Annotated in this window: 16 protein-coding genes; 11 read left to right on the top strand and 5 right to left on the bottom strand. The window is 40.5% G+C overall.

The features are described from left to right. Positions 1–55: 55 nt before the first annotated feature. On the bottom strand, positions 56–1,150 hold the full coding sequence (locus tag R8N23_RS09060; RefSeq protein ID WP_318171268.1) for an aminotransferase class V-fold PLP-dependent enzyme: 1,095 nt from the start codon (positions 1,148–1,150) through the stop codon (positions 56–58). A 190-nt stretch (positions 1,151–1,340) separates the two neighbouring features. Here R8N23_RS09060 and R8N23_RS09055 point away from each other — a divergent pair, with 190 nt between their 5' ends. From R8N23_RS09055 to R8N23_RS09040, 4 genes are read left to right on the top strand one after another with little or no spacing between them, the layout of a single operon-like run. After that, entirely contained in the window at positions 1,341–1,691 is a 351-nt protein-coding gene (locus R8N23_RS09055) for a cytochrome c (protein ID WP_318171267.1), read from the top strand. Beyond that, positions 1,688–2,872 carry an XdhC/CoxI family protein gene (locus tag R8N23_RS09050; RefSeq protein ID WP_318171266.1) on the top strand — a complete coding sequence of 395 codons (1,185 nt, stop codon included), beginning with the start codon at positions 1,688–1,690 and terminating at the stop codon, positions 2,870–2,872. The genes R8N23_RS09055 and R8N23_RS09050 overlap by 4 nt, the downstream gene beginning before the upstream one ends. After that, positions 2,802–3,452 carry a nucleotidyltransferase family protein gene (locus tag R8N23_RS09045; RefSeq protein ID WP_318171265.1) on the top strand — a complete coding sequence of 217 codons (651 nt, stop codon included), beginning with the start codon at positions 2,802–2,804 and terminating at the stop codon, positions 3,450–3,452. Before R8N23_RS09050 ends, R8N23_RS09045 begins: the two co-directional genes overlap by 71 nt. A 57-nt stretch (positions 3,453–3,509) precedes the next feature. Beyond that, a complete protein-coding gene (locus tag R8N23_RS09040) occupies positions 3,510–4,058 on the top strand; it encodes a hypothetical protein (RefSeq protein WP_318171264.1) in 549 nt (182 codons plus the stop codon). Here R8N23_RS09040 and R8N23_RS09035 read toward each other — a convergent pair. Both R8N23_RS09035 and folK read right to left on the bottom strand, forming a co-directional pair. Continuing rightward, entirely contained in the window at positions 4,055–4,804 is a 750-nt protein-coding gene (locus R8N23_RS09035; protein WP_318171263.1) for a sulfite exporter TauE/SafE family protein, read from the bottom strand. The genes R8N23_RS09040 and R8N23_RS09035 overlap by 4 nt on opposite strands. Positions 4,805–4,806: 2 nt before the next feature. Then, positions 4,807–5,289: a 2-amino-4-hydroxy-6-hydroxymethyldihydropteridine diphosphokinase gene (gene folK / locus R8N23_RS09030; protein WP_318171262.1), complete on the bottom strand. Its 483-nt coding sequence runs from the start codon at positions 5,287–5,289 to the stop codon at positions 4,807–4,809. Between the two features lie 80 nt (positions 5,290–5,369). Here folK and sppA point away from each other — a divergent pair, with 80 nt between their 5' ends. The 3 genes from sppA to R8N23_RS09015 all read left to right on the top strand — a co-directional run bounded on the left by sppA (position 5,370) and on the right by R8N23_RS09015 (position 8,566). Next, on the top strand, positions 5,370–7,127 hold the full coding sequence (gene sppA / locus R8N23_RS09025) for a signal peptide peptidase SppA (protein ID WP_318171261.1): 1,758 nt from the start codon (positions 5,370–5,372) through the stop codon (positions 7,125–7,127). 344 nt (positions 7,128–7,471) lie between these two features. Beyond that, positions 7,472–8,374 carry a hypothetical protein gene (locus R8N23_RS09020; RefSeq protein ID WP_318171260.1) on the top strand — a complete coding sequence of 301 codons (903 nt, stop codon included), beginning with the start codon at positions 7,472–7,474 and terminating at the stop codon, positions 8,372–8,374. Between the two features lie 15 nt (positions 8,375–8,389). After that, complete coding sequence (locus tag R8N23_RS09015) at positions 8,390–8,566, top strand: hypothetical protein (protein WP_318171259.1); 177 nt, start codon at positions 8,390–8,392, stop codon at positions 8,564–8,566. Between the two features lie 26 nt (positions 8,567–8,592). On the opposite strand, the gene R8N23_RS09010 is transcribed toward R8N23_RS09015, so the two are convergent. Then, positions 8,593–9,612 (bottom strand): sugar kinase, encoded by a 1,020-nt coding sequence (locus tag R8N23_RS09010; protein ID WP_318171258.1) that lies wholly within the window; start codon positions 9,610–9,612, stop codon positions 8,593–8,595. Positions 9,613–9,763: 151 nt separating this feature from the next. On the opposite strand from R8N23_RS09010, the gene bioB reads away from it, so the two are divergent. The 3 genes from bioB (at position 9,764) to R8N23_RS08995 (ending at position 14,642) form a co-directional block, all read left to right on the top strand. Beyond that, a complete protein-coding gene (bioB, locus tag R8N23_RS09005; RefSeq protein WP_318171257.1) occupies positions 9,764–10,759 on the top strand; it encodes a biotin synthase BioB in 996 nt (331 codons plus the stop codon). After that, positions 10,759–11,481, top strand: a complete 723-nt coding sequence (locus tag R8N23_RS09000; RefSeq protein ID WP_318171256.1) for a DJ-1/PfpI family protein — start codon at positions 10,759–10,761, stop codon at positions 11,479–11,481. The genes bioB and R8N23_RS09000 overlap by 1 nt, the downstream gene beginning before the upstream one ends. A gap of 131 nt (positions 11,482–11,612) precedes the next feature. Continuing rightward, on the top strand, positions 11,613–14,642 hold the full coding sequence (locus tag R8N23_RS08995; protein WP_318171255.1) for a two-component regulator propeller domain-containing protein: 3,030 nt from the start codon (positions 11,613–11,615) through the stop codon (positions 14,640–14,642). A 4-nt stretch (positions 14,643–14,646) separates the two neighbouring features. Here R8N23_RS08995 and R8N23_RS08990 read toward each other — a convergent pair whose 3' ends face one another. Then, complete coding sequence (locus R8N23_RS08990; RefSeq protein ID WP_318171254.1) at positions 14,647–15,564, bottom strand: sensor histidine kinase; 918 nt, start codon at positions 15,562–15,564, stop codon at positions 14,647–14,649. 296 nt (positions 15,565–15,860) lie between these two features. Between R8N23_RS08990 and R8N23_RS08985 the strand changes: the two genes are divergently transcribed. Next, positions 15,861–17,894, top strand: coding sequence for a hypothetical protein (locus tag R8N23_RS08985; RefSeq protein ID WP_318171253.1), 2,034 nt, complete (start codon positions 15,861–15,863; stop codon positions 17,892–17,894). The last annotated feature ends 33 nt before the right edge of the window (positions 17,895–17,927 follow it).

Raw genomic sequence — 17,927 nt, 5'->3', positions numbered from 1 at the left:
AGTGCTGGGTTATTGAATAAACTGAAGGTAATATTAGCTCAAATCAAATTAAATCCTATTTCAAGGCTTGAATTAATCGCTGGATATCCACTTCATTATTATAAAAGTAAACCCCTAAACGTATCAAACCATGACGAAAAGTAAAATCAACGTTGGCCTCCTCAAGGCTTGCCACTCTTTCAGGGCTCCCTTTGATCATTAAAATATTACTACTTAAGGGCTCAGGAGTAATCACATCGACTTCAATAGCCCTTAGCGAGCCTATCAAACAATCCCTCAAATGAATGGTCCGATTATGAATATTCTCGAACCCAATATGCTTTAATTCCAACAAAGAACTTTCTAAAGCGAGTACCTGCTGAATCTTAAAATGTCCCAACTCCAAACGCTCTATGCCTTGTCTATAATTGTCTATCGCTTCAACATCCTTTTCATTATCAATAATTGTATTCTGACCGGCAAAAGGGATGTTGTGATTTGAAACAAATTCATCAGAGGCAATGGCAACAGAAATGCCGTAACCTCCTAACATCCATTTGAAGGCCGAAGCTAATACCATATCTACATGAATTTCGCTCAAATCCAGCGGGTTAGCCACCAAGCCCTGAGTGGCATCCACAATAAATACAACCTCATGTTTTTTGCACAATTCTCCGATTGCTTTTAAGTCTAGACGTAAGCCAGAGTTATACATCACCCAACTCAGCACTAATATTTCCGACCCATTGGTTATGGCTTCTTCAATATCTTCCAATTCAAAGCCGAATCCCCTTCTTTCAACCCATTCTATCTCAAAACCTCTGGCCATCCAAGGGGTACTAGTCGCTGGATAGTCCGTTTTCAAAAGCGCCACTTTTTTCTTGTCTTTCAGCACTTCCGCCAACTGATTCATTGCTGTGCTCACATCTGGAACAATCGCAACACCATGATTCTTCGCATTGGTCAAGTCTAGAACTTCTTTACGAATCTTTTTTGCTGCTTCAGTGGTCCTTTTATTCAAGCGGTTGCCCTCACTCTGCCAAAGCTCCAAACATTCCTTTTGTACTTGAACTGTCTGATTTGACATAGCTCCGAATGAAGCTGTATTAAAATATATTCGTTGATTCGGTAATTGATACCTACTCCTGATTTGATTCCAGTCTATAGACATGACCTGTGATTTAATAGTGTGTTATAACCGTTGATATGGACTTGATGGTTGTTCGTCACGAAGAAATAAATATACCTCCTCTTTTACTTATATTTATATGGATAATTATTCATCATCAAGATCAATATAATTGGACATTAGAATTAAAAAAGAAGTAAAACTTTGTTTCGTCACTATCTTATTCTGCTTGATGGGCATTACAACCTCTGGCCAGTCTTTGAAAGAAAGCATGGCAAGAGGTAAACAAATTTACAAGAATGAATGTATCGCTTGCCATATGGAAAATGGAGAAGGCCTCACAGGCGCATTTCCTCCATTGGCTAACTCAGACTATTTCAAAGAGGACATATCCAAAGCCGTGGATGTGATCTTAAATGGTTTGGAAGGTGAAGTGGTAGTGAACGGAGTAACCTATTTCGGTGTGATGGACCCTGTCCCGTTGTCCGATCAAGAAGTGGCAGATGTATTGAATTATATTAGGAATAGTTGGGGAGGAAAAGAGAAGGAATTGACCTTAGTTGATATTCAAAAAATGAAATGAAAGAATTTAAAACCATAATAGAAGCTTACCATAAAGTGGATTTCAGCGAACGAAAAGCCGCACTAGCGACAGTAGTACAAGTAAAAGGTTCTTCCTATCGTAGCCCAGGAGCTCGAATGCTCATGTTGGACAATGGCCGCTGGGTAGGATCTATTAGCGGTGGTTGTCTTGAAGGTGATGCGCTCCGGAAAGCTCGACAAGTAATCATGAGTGGAGAATCCAGAACAGTTACCTACGATACCACCAACGACGATGACAATCAGCTAGGTATTGGTCTAGGTTGCAATGGCATCATTGATATTCTGATCGAACCCATATCACCTGATAGTTCAAATAACCCTATCAGTCAGCTAGAGGCTTTTTTAAAATATGAAAACACCGGAGCACATGCGATCGTTTTTGAGTCTGAGTCTGATCAAATCCTTGTCGGGTCAAAAGTAGCATTAGATGACAAAGGTGAAATCCAATGCGCTACGACATTGAAAAACCTATTTACTTCTGATCTCAATCAGGTAGTACAAAATCAAAAACCGATCATCAAAGAATACGCAACGTCACAAGGCCGAATCAAGGTATTTATGGAACTCATCCAACCTGGCATCGATCTGTTGATATTTGGAGGAGGCTTTGATGCCAAGCCTGTAACCGAACTGGCGCATGTACTCGGTTGGAATGTCCGGGTAACTGACGAATGTGTAGCTCATTTAGTACCCATCAACTTCCCTCTTGCCAATGAATTACAATCCTGCAAAAGAGAATTTGTAGATCAGGAAATCAAGATCACCCCATTTACGGCAGTGGTATTGATGTCTCATAACCTGAAATACGACGAAGAAGTGATGCGACAGATTATTGGCAGTGATGCTGCTTATATAGGAATTTTAGGACCAAAGAAACGTGCGGATAAAATATTCAAGACTTTAAAAGAGAAATACCAAATCGAAATCAGTACTGAGCAAATGGATAAAATCCATGCGCCCATTGGACTCGATATTGGGGCAGAGACGCCGGATGAAATAGCAGTATCCATCATCAGTGAAATACAAGCCAAGTTCTCCAACCGTTCTGGCGGATTCATCAAATACCGAACCGGTCCCATCCATCATAGAGATGGCAAAGAAGATCAGGTATTCCGACAAGTGTATCTCAAAAATTTCTTCCCTAAAAGAAAAGCAGATTAGCTCTTCACCTACCATATTGATTCTTGCCGCAGGTAGTTCTAGTAGATTAGGACAGCCCAAACAATTATTACATTTCAAAGGGAAAACCTTGATTGAAAATGTAATTGAAACCGCTGTGACCATTTCGGATAAAGTGTTTGTCATTTTGGGCAGCCATTACGATCAAATTGCACCTACTATTTCACATGCTGATGCCACTGTCACCTACTTTGAAGAATGGCAACAAGGTATGGGTAGCACCGTTTCTTTTGGCGTCCAGCAAATTTTGAATAAAGACCGATATACCAAGGAAGTGCTCATTCTTCTTTGTGATCAACTGCATGTGACCCAGCAAATGCTTACCGAATTGTCCTTCTTTCATCAGGAGTCTGATCATCTGATTACCGCTTGTGGATATGATAAATCCTATGGCGCACCCGCCATTTTCAATAGAAAGACATTTTTGGATTTACTCAACTTGAGCGGTGAGCAAGGCGCAAAAAAAGTTATTCAAAAGCATTTCAAAAACACACAAGTCATCTCCTACCCTGAAGCTGAAGTTGATATTGACACGCCGAAGGATTTGGCGTTGTTAAGATAATGACAATCGTTATTCAAAGAATTTCCTATTTTCACAAAAAAATTAAACCTTCGACTTATGCCAAAATGGGACGGCGATAAGATATTTAGTGTATCAGCTTTCATTATTAGTGTAGCCACGCTGGTGACACTCATGTATCAGTCAAAAATCATGAGAGAGCATCAGGAGAAAAGTTCATTCCCTAAACTGGAGCTATGGCACAACAATGGCGATACCCGATATCAGCTGCAACTGAGCAACACAGGCATGGGGCCAGCCATTTTGGAAGGTATTCAGGTGATCTACAATGATTCGATCTATGACATAGACCCTGCCAGCTTCGCTCATAGTTACAAAGACACACTTAAAACTAGATGGCCGCTGGGCACTTCATCGCTAAAGGAAGGCAGAGTCATTGAGCCTGGCATGAAAGTGTATCCCATCAATATTTCAGATGACTCAGTTCGCAGGCACCCCATTGCAGAGCTATTCCGCACAGAAGAAGCCACAGTGGTCATTAGATATTCTTCGGTGTATGAGCACCTTTGGGAAATCAAAGGCACAGGTACAGCCCCTATGCTAGTGGATGAAGACCCGATTGTAATCAAACAGCTTTTGGGTGATTAGAAGAACCAGAGTTTAACCGCCATAATCGACACCGTCACAATCAGGAAATAACGAATCCACTGATCGCCCTTGTCCACCGACCAACGGCTGGCAAACCAACCTCCGATAGAAGTCCCGGCAGCCAGCGTCAAACCAAGTACCCAATCCACCTGTCCTTCCCAGGTAAATACGGCTAAGGCAAAAAAGGTATAGATCAGTGCCACGAAGACTTTGATGCTATTGGTTTTTACCAATGACAAATGGTTGATACCCGTCAAGGCAGCAATAATGATAAAGCCTACACCAGCCTGTATAAAACCACCATATATACCTACAAAGAAAAAGGCTATGATACTAGCCGTTTGGCGTCCTTTGCTCATCAGTTCTACGCCAGCCTCATTTTTATTTTTTCGTTTAAAAACCGTAAGTGCAATCACCCCCATCATCACAATGGCCAATATCCGATTGAATAATTCACCGCTAATATCCACAGCGATTTTTGCACCCAGAATAGCGCCAATCAAAGCCGATATAGACAACCATATTGAGAATCTAAAGGACGAGACGCCTTTGCTCTTAAAACCAGAAACCGCAAATATATTTTGAAGGAAAATACCCACCCGATTGGTGCCATTGGCCATAGCCGGAGGCAGCCCTAAGAATATTAAAATGGGCAAAGTGAGTAGTGAGCCTCCGCCTGCCACGACATTGATAAAACCGGCGATCAACCCAGAACCAAAGATCAATAGGTATTCATAATACTCCATAATTAATCAATTTTAACCACCTCAAGTGGATCAGTACAAAGCGCCAACAAGTCTTTATTGGTCTGGTTCAATTTTGGGTGTATATAGTCTGGTGCTAACTCTACGAGCGGCACCAAGGTAAATTTTCGATTTTGAATTTCAGGATGTGGCAAAGTCAATCTTTGGCTAGTAATTACCTGATCCTCATAGTACAGAATGTCAATATCAATCAGTCGCTCGCCCCAGTGTTCAAATCTCACTCTTCCTAAATCTTTTTCTATATCTAAACACATGGCAAGCAGGCGCTCAGGATTTAGCGTAGTTTCTACGGCCAGCACTTGATTCAAAAAATCATCTTGATCCTCTTTGCCCCAGGCCGAGGTCTGATAAATGGCAGATGGATTTATAATTTCTCCAATGCGTTCAATTATCGATTCCCTTGCTTGTAATAAATTTTGCTTTTTGTCACCTATGTTGGTACCCAATAGCAAGTAGCATTGGCTCATATATTATATTTGAAACTGAATCAGCCTACAACTGAATTTAATAGTTTTGCAATAATAGAAAATAAAAGAAATCTAAGTTTATGTCCTTCTTTAAATCTGTCCTTTCGACAATCACAGCCTTATTCATTTTTTGTCTCCTCTTCTTTATAGTTTTTATCCCTGCGATGATTGGCGTGATTGCTGCGCTGGGTTCTGAGGAGATGCCGGTGGTAGATGAAAATTCTGTGCTTTACATCAACCTTAGCGGCATGGTGTCGGAACGTGTGGCAGAAGACCCATTTGCAGAACTATTTCCAGATGAAGGAGATACCCAGTTGCCACTATTAAAAACGCTTGCTTCTATCGAAGCGGCCAAGTACGACAGCAACATTGAAGGCATTTACATGGAGCACGGCTACATCAGCGGTGGATATGCAGCATTGGATGAGATTAGATTAGCTTTGGAAGATTTCAAATCTTCGGGAAAATTCGTTTACAGTTATGGTGAATTTATATCAGAAGGCAACTACTATGTAGCCTCAGTCGCTGATGAGATTGTTTTGAATCCGATTGGAACTCTAGAATTCAATGGGCTCAATGCCAACGTGACATTTTTTAAAGGACTTTTCGAAAAACTGGATATTGAAGCTCAAATCTTTCGAGTGGGTACTTACAAAAGCGCCGTGGAGCCATATTTCAGAAAAGACATGAGTGAGGCCAACAAGGAGCAAATGACCTCATTTGTCAACGACATTTATGACAACATTCTAAAAAATATCAGCGCCTCTCGAAATATTGACCTGAATCGACTGCGTGACATTTCGGATCAGATGCTTGTGAGAAAGACAGAGGATGCTGCAGAGTTCGGCTTAATCACCAAGGTAGCTTACGAAAACCAAGTGAAAGACATGATCAAAACGCGCATGGATCTAGCGCAAGATGATAAAATCAAATTCATCAACTTGAGAAACTACATGAAGACTGTAGACGCCGACTACTCTTCCAACAAAGTAGCTGTAATCGTGGCTGACGGTGAGATCGTATCTGGAAATGGCGACTTGGAAACAGTAGGTTCTGAGAAATTTATGAAAGCCATTAGAGCAGCTCGTGAAAGCAAAAGAGTAAAGGCGGTAGTCATCCGAATTAATTCTCCAGGTGGTTCTATGGTAGCCTCTGATGTGATGTGGAATGAAATCATGTTGACCAAGAAAGAAAAACCCGTGATTGCTTCCATGTCGAATATGGCGGCTTCCGGTGGGTACTACATGGCCATGCCATGCGACACCATCGTAGCACAGCCAATGACAATCACAGGCTCAATTGGGATCTTCGGTATGATTCCTAACTTGGGTGGCTTTCTTGAAAACAAACTCGGCATCACCAACGATGGCGTGAGTACGGGGCAGTTCTCCGACTTATACAGAGTATCTAGTGCTTTGAACCCACAAGAAAAAGCCATTATTCAGACTTCAGTAGAAAGAGGCTATGAAACCTTTACCAGCAAAGCGGCAGAAGGTCGGGGCATGACACAAGACGCTATCAAGGAAATAGCTTCTGGCCGTGTATGGACGGGTAGTCAGGCTAAGGAAAGGGGGCTGGTAGACATCCTGGGCACTTACAACGATGCTGTTCAACTAGCAGCATCCAAGGCTGGAATTTCTGATGACTATGCGGTAAAATACTACCCCACATTGAAATCCAAATGGGAGGAAATTTTCAGTTCCGTACTGGAAGAAACTGAAACCAGAATCTTCCATGCCAACTACGGAGAAATGGCTAAATATATCGACGCTATCAAGGAGCTAGAGAAGTATCAAGGCGTACAAGCAAGAATGCCATTTGAGGTGGAGATTAGATAAATTTCATTAACCAGATTACTTTGTGTAATCTGGTTAATCCGAAAGCCCACACTACTCAGAGTCACCTGAAAGGGACTCTGAATAAACAGTTAGGCGCATCAGAGTTCTCGAAAGAGTAACTCTGATGGAATTGAAAGTAAAACTGAATTCAAACATAACTTCATTTCAAATACTTGCTTCTTTGATCTCTCTCCTATATTCTTCGAGTGATGAATTGAAAACCAATTCTCACAGATATAAGATCGATCTATTTTTCAAATAAAATATCGTTTAGCCAATCCTTTTCCTTTACTGCTCGTTTGCCATAATTCAACGATTCAAAAACTCAAATACACTCACTCATAATGTCAAAAAGTTTCTATTTGGCCTTCACTACTCTAGGCTTAGTGATGAGCTTAATCTCTTGTGATCAAGAAGACAATACTTTAGATGAATCCGATCTTTACACTCAAATCCCAGATAAAAGCTTTGAAGCGCAGTTGATCACTCAAGGCATAGATTCGGACACCACCATCAACCAGCGAATCTTAAAATCAGATGCTGAGTCAGTTTCAAGGTTGATTCTTGATGCCAGCCAAGACACGGTGATTGTTGATCTGTCTGGAATCGAAGGCTTCACCAATCTGACTTTTTTATCGGCTTCGTTTAACGATTTCACCACCATTGACTTATCAAACAACGTGCTTCTCGATTCTGTATCTATGATCGCCAATTTGCTCACTGAAATTGACTTCACTCAAAATGAGAACCTGGTTTATATCCAACTAGAATCGAATGAACTTACCAAGATTGATGGATTGTCTGACAAACCAAAACTGAAAAATGTGCAGCTTTCATTTAATTATTTAGAGGCTTTAGATGTCAGCAATTCTGCAGTGCAGCGCCTTTTTGCTAGTGACAACGACATCACGGCCATTGATCTTAGCGGGGCAAGTGACTTGAAAAATATTTTCTTGAAGACCAATGATCTGGAAAGTATCGATTTATCTACTAATCCTTTGGTTGAAACCTTAGTATTATCAGACAACAAACTACAATCCTTAAGTCTGGCAGAAAACCAACTCATAGAATACTTATGGATATCAAGTAATTCGCTCACCAACCTAGACGTGAGTGGTCTTCCATCACTGATACATCTCACAATCCACAATAATCCCGATCTGAGCTGTGTTAAGGTTGGTGAAGATCAAGATATACCCACTGTGACTAAAAATGATAACCAACAACTTAGCGAAGGCTGTGAATGATGTATCTTTAGCTTAATGGAGAGGAACCTCAAAATTATATTAACAGGAGCAACGGGCATGGTGGGTGAAGGTGTACCCAGTCTTAGCGACTGTCTAAGACTAGGCCAGAATAGAATGCCAGCACCCACTCAGAGTCACCTGCAAGGGACTCTGAGTAAACCAGTGTCCACATCAGAGTTCTCCGAAGAGTAACTCTGATGGAATAACGCTAAGAGCTCCTACCTACTAATATTGCCAGCACCTCCTCTTTTCAGAAGATCATTAATATCGTCTACAGAAACTAAATTGAAATCACCAGAAATCGTATGTTTGATACCTGAGGCAGCTGTAGCGAAATCAATCGTTTTTTGGGGGTCATTATATTTGGCTCGGCCGTAGATCAGTCCGGCCATGAAGGCATCGCCTCCTCCTACTCGATCTATCAATGGATACAAATCATACTCTACTGACTGAAACAAAGTACTACCATCATAGATCACGCCCATCCAGCGATGATGAGTATCATTCACTATCGTACGAAGCGATGTAGCAATCCACTTAAGTTTTGGAAATTTGGCATACACCGTATCATAATAAGCTGGTAATTGATCCAGTTGCTGTTTGATGTCCCCTTCGAACGGATTTTTGATTCCAGTCATAATCTCCATAGATTTCGGGTCGCCCAGCATCAGCGCGGTATGCTCCAGCAACTCCGGCATCACCTCTCCCGCATGTTTACCATAGCTCCAGAGCGAAGATCTAAAGTTGAGATCAGTCGATATTTCGATACCCTTACTTGCGGCTTGCCTTACAGCTTCCAAGGTTACTGCTGCACAGTTTTCAGAAACGGCAGGCGCTATGCCTGACCAGTGGAACCTCTCAACGCCTTCAAATACCTTATCCCAATCCAGGTCTGCAGAAACCATTTTGGCAAAGGAAGAATTCTCGCGATCATAAATCACCTTACTGCCTCGAATCGACGACCCTTTCTCAACAAAATACAGTCCCATTTTCTGCCCTTTGATCTTGACATGGTTCGTATCTACTTTGTATTTAGACAGTTCGAATTCTGCAGCTTTACCCAACTCATTGTCCGGCAAGGCAGAGATAAATCGAGTGGGAATTTTAAAGTTGGCTAAGGAAATGGCCACATTGGCCTCCGAACCACCAAAATTTGCATCATAAGAACCCATCTGCTGAATCATGCCATTATCAGGTGGGGTCAGTCTCAAAAGAATTTCTCCAAACGTTGCTATCATGATCGTAATTTATGGATTTTGAAAGAATTAGATGAATATCAAAACGAAACAAATGTTATAAATGAAACCTTTTGAATTAGGACATGAAATAATCAAAATATCCTAATTTAGCGCTTCCATTATATTAATCCTTATAAAAGATTTTTTGAGCATGATCATTCGAAACGACTGGACCAGAGAAGAAATTACAGAGATATACAACACCCCAATCATGGACTTGGTCTATCGCGCTGCTACGGTGCACCGCGCCTACCACGACCCAAATGAAGTACAGGTTTGTACTTTGCTTTCTGTAAAAACCGGCGGTTGTCCTGAAGACTGTGCATACTGTCCTCAAGCAGCGAGGTATCACACGGATGTGAAAGTAGAAAAGCTCATGGATGTGGATGTGGTGTTGGATTCTGCCAAACAAGCCAAAGAAAACGGCAGCACACGATTCTGCATGGGTGCGGCCTGGAGAGAAGTTAGAGACAATCGCGACTTCGACAAAGTGCTTGAAATGGTGAAAGGAGTGAATGGCATGGGCATGGAAGTATGCTGTACGCTTGGCATGCTATCCGAAGAGCAAGCCGAAAAACTAAAAAACGCAGGTTTGTATGCCTACAACCACAACCTCGATACCAGCGAAGAGCACTACGACGAAATCATCTCTACCAGAACGTACGACGACCGTCTCGACACGCTCAACAACGTAAGAAAAGCTAAAATCTCCGTATGCTCTGGTGGTATCATCGGTATGGGAGAAAGCCACAACGATCGAGTGGGTATGCTTCACACTTTAGCCACACTGGAAGAACATCCTGAGTCTGTGCCAGTGAATGCATTGGTTCCTGTAGAAGGCACTCCACTAGAAGATCAGCCAAGAGTATCAATCTGGGAAATGATCAGAATGATCGCCACCGCTAGAATCATCATGCCAAATGCTATGGTGAGACTGTCAGCAGGTAGAGTAAGAATGAACATCGAAGAGCAAGCACTATGCTTCTTGGCTGGAGCCAATTCTATATTCGCTGGTGACAAGCTGTTGACTACTCCAAATCCAGAAGAAGACATGGACAAACAAATGTTCCAGACCTTGAATTTGAAACCTAGAGCATCGTTCAAAGACAACGAGGCACCTGTTGAATTCCAAACTATTCCTCAGTAGTGATTAAGTCTATTGCTTTTTGGTGTCTATTGATCTGTACTTCATGCACAATAAGGGTAGATTCTGAAAGCGCAACTGATCGATATGAAAATATAAAAGAAGGTCGCTACAATGTGGCCTTCTTAATTATGGACGGCACTTTCAATACTGAACTGACCGCTCCGTACGATATCTTTCACCATACCATATTCAGAGATAGCATCAAACCAATGAATGTCTTTATGGTAGCCAACACGCTTGATCCTATCACCACTTTTGAAGGGATTAAACTCTTACCAGATTTCAACTATCTAGTTGACAGCTTGCCTCCTATTGACATTCTGGTTGTGCCCAGTGCAGAAGGCCATTTGGACAAAGATCTACGAGACACGCTAATGCTAAATTTTGTAAAATCAACAGCACAATCAGCGCAGTTCGTTACTTCGCACTGCGATGGTGCTTTTGTACTGGCGGAAGCCGGACTGCTGCAAGATATTGAGTCGACAACCTTTCCTGGAGATATCAATACCTATCGCGAAAGGTACCCGAGTCAGGTCATCCACGATTCAGTTTTATTTGTTCATGATGGTAAATTTATCACCTCTGCTGGCGGAGCTAAGTCTTTTGAAGCTGCTCTTTACCTATGTGAATTCCTTTATGGGAAAAACGTAGCTGATCAATTGGCTTCAGGTTTAGTGATAGACTGGGATCTCTCTTCTATATCATATATTAAGGTGAAATAAAGCTTTCTCGATGTAGCCCACCGCTGCTAATTCACTGTTTATTAACGGATAATTTCATTGTTGACTTTCCCAAATAGTCAAAATTCTGTACCTTATATCTATTCTTACTTCCTACTCTTTGACTATCAGCTATGAGAATATTCCTGATTTTGATTTGCCTATTTCTATTCCATTTCAAGAATGTTCGGGGCGAGGAGAAACAAAAAATTGGCTTTGAACCCAAATATGGTTTTCAAGACCTGGCCATAGATACTTGGACCAACAAGAGCGGACTTGTATCAAATAATGTCATCTCTGTATTTCAGTCCAAAGACGACTATCTCTGGGTGATGTCATACAATGGTTTACAGAAGTTTGACGGCAATAAGTTTGACAGCTATGATCAAACCAACATTCCTCATCTGACCTCCAATACTTTTTATGAATGTGCACAAGGATCAGATGAAATACTATGGCTAAGCACCGGTGCAAGTGGCATCATTGGATATGATGGCGAAAAATTCTTCCCTCATCCTAAAAATGATGAAATACCAAATGCTATCATTTCGTTATTTTCCGATAGAGCGGATAGACTATGGATTGGCACTAAAAATAACGGACTGTACCTGATTGATAAAAATCAAGAGTTATCAAAAATTAAAGACATTCCAAGTGTCACAATTCATCAAATCACAGAAGATCAAAAAGGAAACATTTGGGTGGCATCCGACAATAGCGGAGCTTTTTGTATCAATCAAGGAAAGACGACCCAATTCACAGTTAATGATGGATTGTTAGGCGATCATATTAGCACCATCTATACCAAGGACAACTCTGTTTATATCGGAACTCTTAATGGGATAAATGCAATTGAGAATAGTCAAATCACATCGATTCCGGCATTCGAACAAGATATCATTAACGACATTATAGTTGATGATTTTGGCATCCTATGGGTAGGTACAGAGCGGGGTATTGTTAGATTCGATACAAAAGACAATATCTACGATTTTTTTTCTGAAAAAGACGGATTACCAGGAAAACGTGTCATCGACTTAACCTTTGACAAAGAAGGTAGCTTATGGGTTTGCACCTATGAGGGTGGCTTGGTTCGATTCAAAGCTGGAATCATTACAAACCTTACGATTAAAGACGGCCTATCTTCGAATCAAGTTCATATTATTAATAGAGAAAAGGACAATATCTATATAGGGACGCAAGATGGAAAAGTCAATGTCTTTGATGGATATACAGTCAAGCAACTAACCTTTACAGAGGAATTCAATAAAGATATAATACGTGACATTCATTTTGAAGGAGATGAAATGTGGGTCGCCAATTATAGGGGTCTTGTGAAGATAAAAGAGGGTCAACATACCTATATCAATGAGAAAACAGGTCTTCCTAATCATAAGCTCAGAGTTATTTTCAAAGACTCGAAAGGAATTATCTGGCTGGGATCTCGAAACGGTGGATTGATAAAGTATGACCCAGCTGGTGAGCATGTAGTCTATGACAAAAGCACCTATGGAGGGCTGCCAACCAATTATGTCCTTTCAATTGAAGAGGATCAAATGGGGAACATACTTATCGGGACCAATGCTGGCGGTCTAAGCATCCTCTCACCAGATGGAGAAATGAAGAACTATTCAATTAAAAACGATGACTCAGGCACACTAATATTTAACATCATGGTGGATGACAGGAATAACATTTGGCTCATTACAAATATTGGATTATACAGATTCAAAGATGGTAAGTCCAAAAAAATAATCTTTCACCCAACCCTGAAAATGGAAAAGTTTTTTGATATGGTAAGTGATGAATCTGGTACATTTTGGTTAAGCTCTCCCATTGGGGTAATACGAGTTCAACAGACCGATTTGCAGGATTTCATTGATGGATCTAATCATATTGTTTCCTATGAATATTTTGGTGAAGACGATGGCATGGAAAGTCAGGAATGCACCGGAGCAACACCTAGTTTTTTCGACAAAAAGACCGGCAAAATATGGGTTCCTACTTTTGAGGGTGTAGCCATTATTGACCCGAGTCAAAAAGTTATGAATCAAAGAATACCCAAGGTTTATATTACCCGAGTGCAAGTCGATAACAGCTCTGTATTCCCAATAAAAAATGGAGTTAAGATTAAACCAGGAACATTCCGTTACCTATTTGACATCACCTCTCTGAGTTTTTTAGTTCCATCGAAGGTCGAATTTATGTATAAGCTGGAAGGCATAGATCAACAATGGAACGGGCCTACTAGAAATCGACGAATAGAATATACCAATCTACCCTACGGCGAGTATACGCTCCAAGTAAAGGGCTCAAACAATGATGGTATTTGGAACGAATCTGGCGCTCAACTCTCTTTCACGGTTCTCCCGTTTTTCTTTGAAACTCTTTGGTTTCGATGGGGCTTGATTTTATTTATTATTGGTTTGTTCTTTGGGTTTTACAAATGGCGTATTCATGATATAAAAAAGACCAATAAGGCATTGAGAAAAATGAATACAGAACTGGATCATTTCGTATACAGTGCTTCACATGATCTTAGAGGTCCCCTCACTTCTACCATGGGAATTGTCAATCTTGCCTTAGATGAAAAGAACCCACAGCAACGAAGTGAATACTTCGGTCTGATCAAACAATGCACAGACAAGATGAATCATTTTATCAATGAACTAATTGATTACTCAAAGAACAAAAATGATAAAATAGAATATCGCGAGTTTGAACTCAAAAACATGATTGATAGTATTTGGGATGGTTTGAAAGAACGAACTGCGTCTAATGGTGTAGTACTTAAATATGACTTTTCTTCCGATCAAAAAATCATCTCCGATGAAACCAGATTGAAGGTAATTTTAAGAAACCTGATACACAATGCCGTTGTATTTTCTGATAATCAAAAACCGAACCCAATGGTAAAGGTTATCATGCGTCAAAATAGCCGAAATATAGAATTATCTGTAGCTGACAACGGTCTAGGCATTCCAAAAAAAGCATTGGATAACATATTTGATATGTTTTTCAGGGCCAATGATCATAGCGTGGGTTCTGGACTCGGCCTATATGTAGTAAAAGAAACCTCTCGAAAATTAAACGCGACCATTAAAGTCGAATCAGAGGAATGGAAAGGCTCTTCTTTCAAACTGACCCTTCCGAATGAGGTATAAATTATTACTTACCTTCTCTTTCCGCAGGTAATTTCATTTCTTTTTCCAACAGCTCATTCATTTGATTAATGATCTCATCCAATCGCTCTGCTGAAACATCTAAGCTTTCTATCAGCAAAGTCCTCTCCTCTTCATCATTCTTCTTTTTCAGCAAACTGACTAGTCCCAAAATATTTGATAAGGGAGCTCTCAATTCATGAGAATTCATTTGAGCATATTTATTTAAAGTGTTAAGTTGATCCTTAATTTTCAACGATCGTTGGATAGCCAAATCATCCAGATTTTCATTCATACTCTGAAGTTTATCATTAGCTGATGCTAGCGCCTGTGTACGGTCTCTAACCTGTTGTTCTAAAGTAAGTTCATGCTCAATTAACCTTCTCCTAATGTCTAATTGCACCAAATACATAGTGGTCACCAACACGGTCACTACCAGTTCATATTTGATCAATTGAAGCATTTTCATATAGTAACTCCCAAATACATATCCACTCTGCGGACTAATCATTTGATTGAAAATAATAAGGAGAGGAACTATAAAAATGACATAGTATATAGTAGATACAACAATCCAACCTATGGCTTTTCGCCAATCCAAGGTGATCGGGACTATTAGTTTTTCATAGGCTATCCTGGTAAAAAACAGCGCAATAAAATGCATACTAAAAACAGTAACCCAGCTAACCGATGACGGTGTAACCAAGGTAATGCCACACATAATAAGAATAGGCCAAAAAGAACGGAGATAAAATAGTCCAATGAGCAAAGGTATCTCCCTGAAATCCGCCGTAATACCACCAAAATCAGGCATCTGGATTTTTACGTAGCCAAATAGAATAGAAAGTACTCCAAAAAATACGGCATTCGTCAAATCGGATAAAACCGGAGAAGCCACTATCTTCTGCCTGATGTCACTAACCATTAAATGTAATTTCAATTCCACGCTCCTTCTTTGAAAACTATGTAGAATAAATTTAAACAATAAAGATCATTTATAGTTCCATTTCTTTTTTCTCCAAACCTGTGTCTACTGAGTGCATAACCCTGTTCGTCCTTCACAAAAAAAAATCATGCATTCAGAAAGAAATTCATACCATTGGCAGCTAAAGCACACTACAAACAAAATAATAGTTCTTACTTCACCGGAGCAGCATGAAATCTTTAGTCACAAGAACGCTAAAGCATTGAATTGAGAATTGAACCTAAATCAATAGAATCATGAAGCAATTATTTTACTTACTTAGTATCAGCGTCCTATGTATCAGCTGTAGCATTTTTGAAGATGACGAAGACGGGGATTCTGGCATTCAATTATCCATTGAATTTCCGCAATCCATTAATCCTGGACAACTCATAACTATAGAAATTTTAGAGCCTTCCAAGGAAAACTTTTCATTCTACATTTCACCAAATAGTATTCCTTCAAATGCTCAGATACTCGATGCGGATGGTAACGATATATCAAGTGGTTTTTCTGGTTCATATCCGGAAATGAAAACCATTACTTTCTCCGTTACTGAAGAAGGCACTTATGATCTTATCATGAGCATTGATGACGAAAACTGGACATCGAACATTTCATTCTCAGCTAGCGGCTGTTTACACATCACTGCCGAACAATTCTTATCTGCAGGACTAACCAAGAGAGTCTTGAACGGTATAGATTATTGCATAACTGAAGACATTACCATTCCCTATGGTGGTGCCGCTTCCATCAATACTGATGTCATCGTTCAATTTGGAGCTAATGCAGGTCTAATCGTGAATGGAACCTTGACACTCTATGAGGCCAACTTGCAAACCTTAAATGAATCAGGATGGAAGGGGATACTTATCAATGATGGCGGAACCGTCAATATCTATAGCAGTACAATTAGTGAAGCTGGATATAGCGCGTTTACCGATAAAGAAAAAGCGATGATTATTAATGATGGTACATTGTCATTAGATGGAAGCAGTATGTACACGAGTGCAGAGGGTGCCTACGGAGTTTATTTCTTAGATAATGAATATAATACAAATACGGGGTCTACTGTATCATCAATTACTGCTGAGCATGCCGTCTATGGAGGTCTAGATGATTTTCTGAGTTTAAACGCAACTTTGGGAGGTGCTGGGTATTCTACTATTATTGGCGATGGCGAACTCACATCAATTGCTGGTACCGGTAGTAATATCTTTTTCGGCAACGGAGCCAAAATTCATTTTGAAGGTAGCGTCCAATTTGGTCAGTCTGTAAACCTACAATCCAATGAGATAACCATGGAAGCTGATCAGTCACTGATTTTTAGTGGTGGTATGCAGTCCAACAGTTCTTCAATCAAAGGAAAGGATGGTGCCAAATGGAAAGGTGTGTTCCTGAACGGAACCAACAACAATTTCAATGGAATGACCATAGAAGATGCTGGAAGTGACTTCATCAATATCTCTGGAAATCCCCTTCTAGAAAAGGCTGCAGTATTTGTAGTAGGCCATCTAACCTCCTTTTCCGATTGTACTATTACTGGTTCTGGAGGATACGGTTTATATATTTCCCCAACAGCTACTCGTTCATCTTCAATTAGTGGTGATGAGAATACATTTGATGGAAACGCACAAGCCGCTATCGTTGGGCCACTCGATTTCATTCACGCATTATTGCACACTGGTAGCTCAGCGAAAACCACGACATTCGATAACAGTGCAGCAGAATCGGTAGAAATCTGGAGTCAGACGAACGCTACTGCCCCTACTGGAGGTTACAAATTGCCCGACTTAGGTGCTGACAACTATTATTTACTCTATGAAAACTTAACGTTTAGCGCCTCATCCAATGATGGACTCACGCTTGAGGCTGGCGCACACCTCAAGGTAAATGCGGCAAGAAGCATGGTATTTAGCAGCAGTAACAATGGCGGCCTATTTGTGAAAGGCACCTCAGAAAACCCTGTCATCATAGAAGCTGCGGATGCAGTCGCAGGCTGGAATGGTATCCATATGCAGAGTCCACATAGTGTTAATTTATTCAATTTCGACTATTTGAATATTTCTGGCGGCGGAGCGGCTCAGCTCCCAGGTACAACTGGAGCAGCCAATCTGATTTTTGATTCATCAACAATGGAGTTCAAAATGACGAATTGTCAAATTAACAACAGCAAGGGTTATGGTATCGTGATTGAAAATGGCAGCAATACTGTAGACCATGGAGATCTCAACAACAACATTACATTTTCTGGAAACGCAAGCGGAAATGTGTTAAATCAAAATATCTAATAGATGAAGGTAGCTAACCACTGTGCATTACAA

The organism is Reichenbachiella sp. (assembly GCF_033344935.1).
Classification (GTDB): Bacteria; Bacteroidota; Bacteroidia; order Cytophagales; family Cyclobacteriaceae; genus Reichenbachiella.
The sequence above is the reverse complement of the archived record's forward strand: the minus strand, read 5'-3'. Positions and strand labels throughout refer to the sequence as shown.

What these genes read in the sequence shown, in the direction of transcription:
- R8N23_RS09060 (WP_318171268.1), bottom strand. Translation starts at nt 1,150, where the DNA reads ATGTCTATAGACTGGAATCAAATCAGGAGTAGGTATCAATTACCGAAT.
- R8N23_RS09055 (WP_318171267.1), top strand. Translation starts at nt 1,341, where the DNA reads ATGGGCATTACAACCTCTGGCCAGTCTTTGAAAGAAAGCATGGCAAGA.
- R8N23_RS09050 (WP_318171266.1), top strand. Translation starts at nt 1,688, where the DNA reads ATGAAAGAATTTAAAACCATAATAGAAGCTTACCATAAAGTGGATTTC.
- R8N23_RS09045 (WP_318171265.1), top strand. Translation starts at nt 2,802, where the DNA reads ATGGCAAAGAAGATCAGGTATTCCGACAAGTGTATCTCAAAAATTTCT.
- R8N23_RS09040 (WP_318171264.1), top strand. Translation starts at nt 3,510, where the DNA reads ATGCCAAAATGGGACGGCGATAAGATATTTAGTGTATCAGCTTTCATT.
- R8N23_RS09035 (WP_318171263.1), bottom strand. Translation starts at nt 4,804, where the DNA reads ATGGAGTATTATGAATACCTATTGATCTTTGGTTCTGGGTTGATCGCC.
- folK (WP_318171262.1), bottom strand. Translation starts at nt 5,289, where the DNA reads ATGAGCCAATGCTACTTGCTATTGGGTACCAACATAGGTGACAAAAAG.
- sppA (WP_318171261.1), top strand. Translation starts at nt 5,370, where the DNA reads ATGTCCTTCTTTAAATCTGTCCTTTCGACAATCACAGCCTTATTCATT.
- R8N23_RS09020 (WP_318171260.1), top strand. Translation starts at nt 7,472, where the DNA reads ATGTCAAAAAGTTTCTATTTGGCCTTCACTACTCTAGGCTTAGTGATG.
- R8N23_RS09015 (WP_318171259.1), top strand. Translation starts at nt 8,390, where the DNA reads ATGGAGAGGAACCTCAAAATTATATTAACAGGAGCAACGGGCATGGTG.
- R8N23_RS09010 (WP_318171258.1), bottom strand. Translation starts at nt 9,612, where the DNA reads ATGATAGCAACGTTTGGAGAAATTCTTTTGAGACTGACCCCACCTGAT.
- bioB (WP_318171257.1), top strand. Translation starts at nt 9,764, where the DNA reads ATGATCATTCGAAACGACTGGACCAGAGAAGAAATTACAGAGATATAC.
- R8N23_RS08995 (WP_318171255.1), top strand. Translation starts at nt 11,613, where the DNA reads ATGAGAATATTCCTGATTTTGATTTGCCTATTTCTATTCCATTTCAAG.
- R8N23_RS08990 (WP_318171254.1), bottom strand. Translation starts at nt 15,564, where the DNA reads ATGGTTAGTGACATCAGGCAGAAGATAGTGGCTTCTCCGGTTTTATCC.
- R8N23_RS08985 (WP_318171253.1), top strand. Translation starts at nt 15,861, where the DNA reads ATGAAGCAATTATTTTACTTACTTAGTATCAGCGTCCTATGTATCAGC.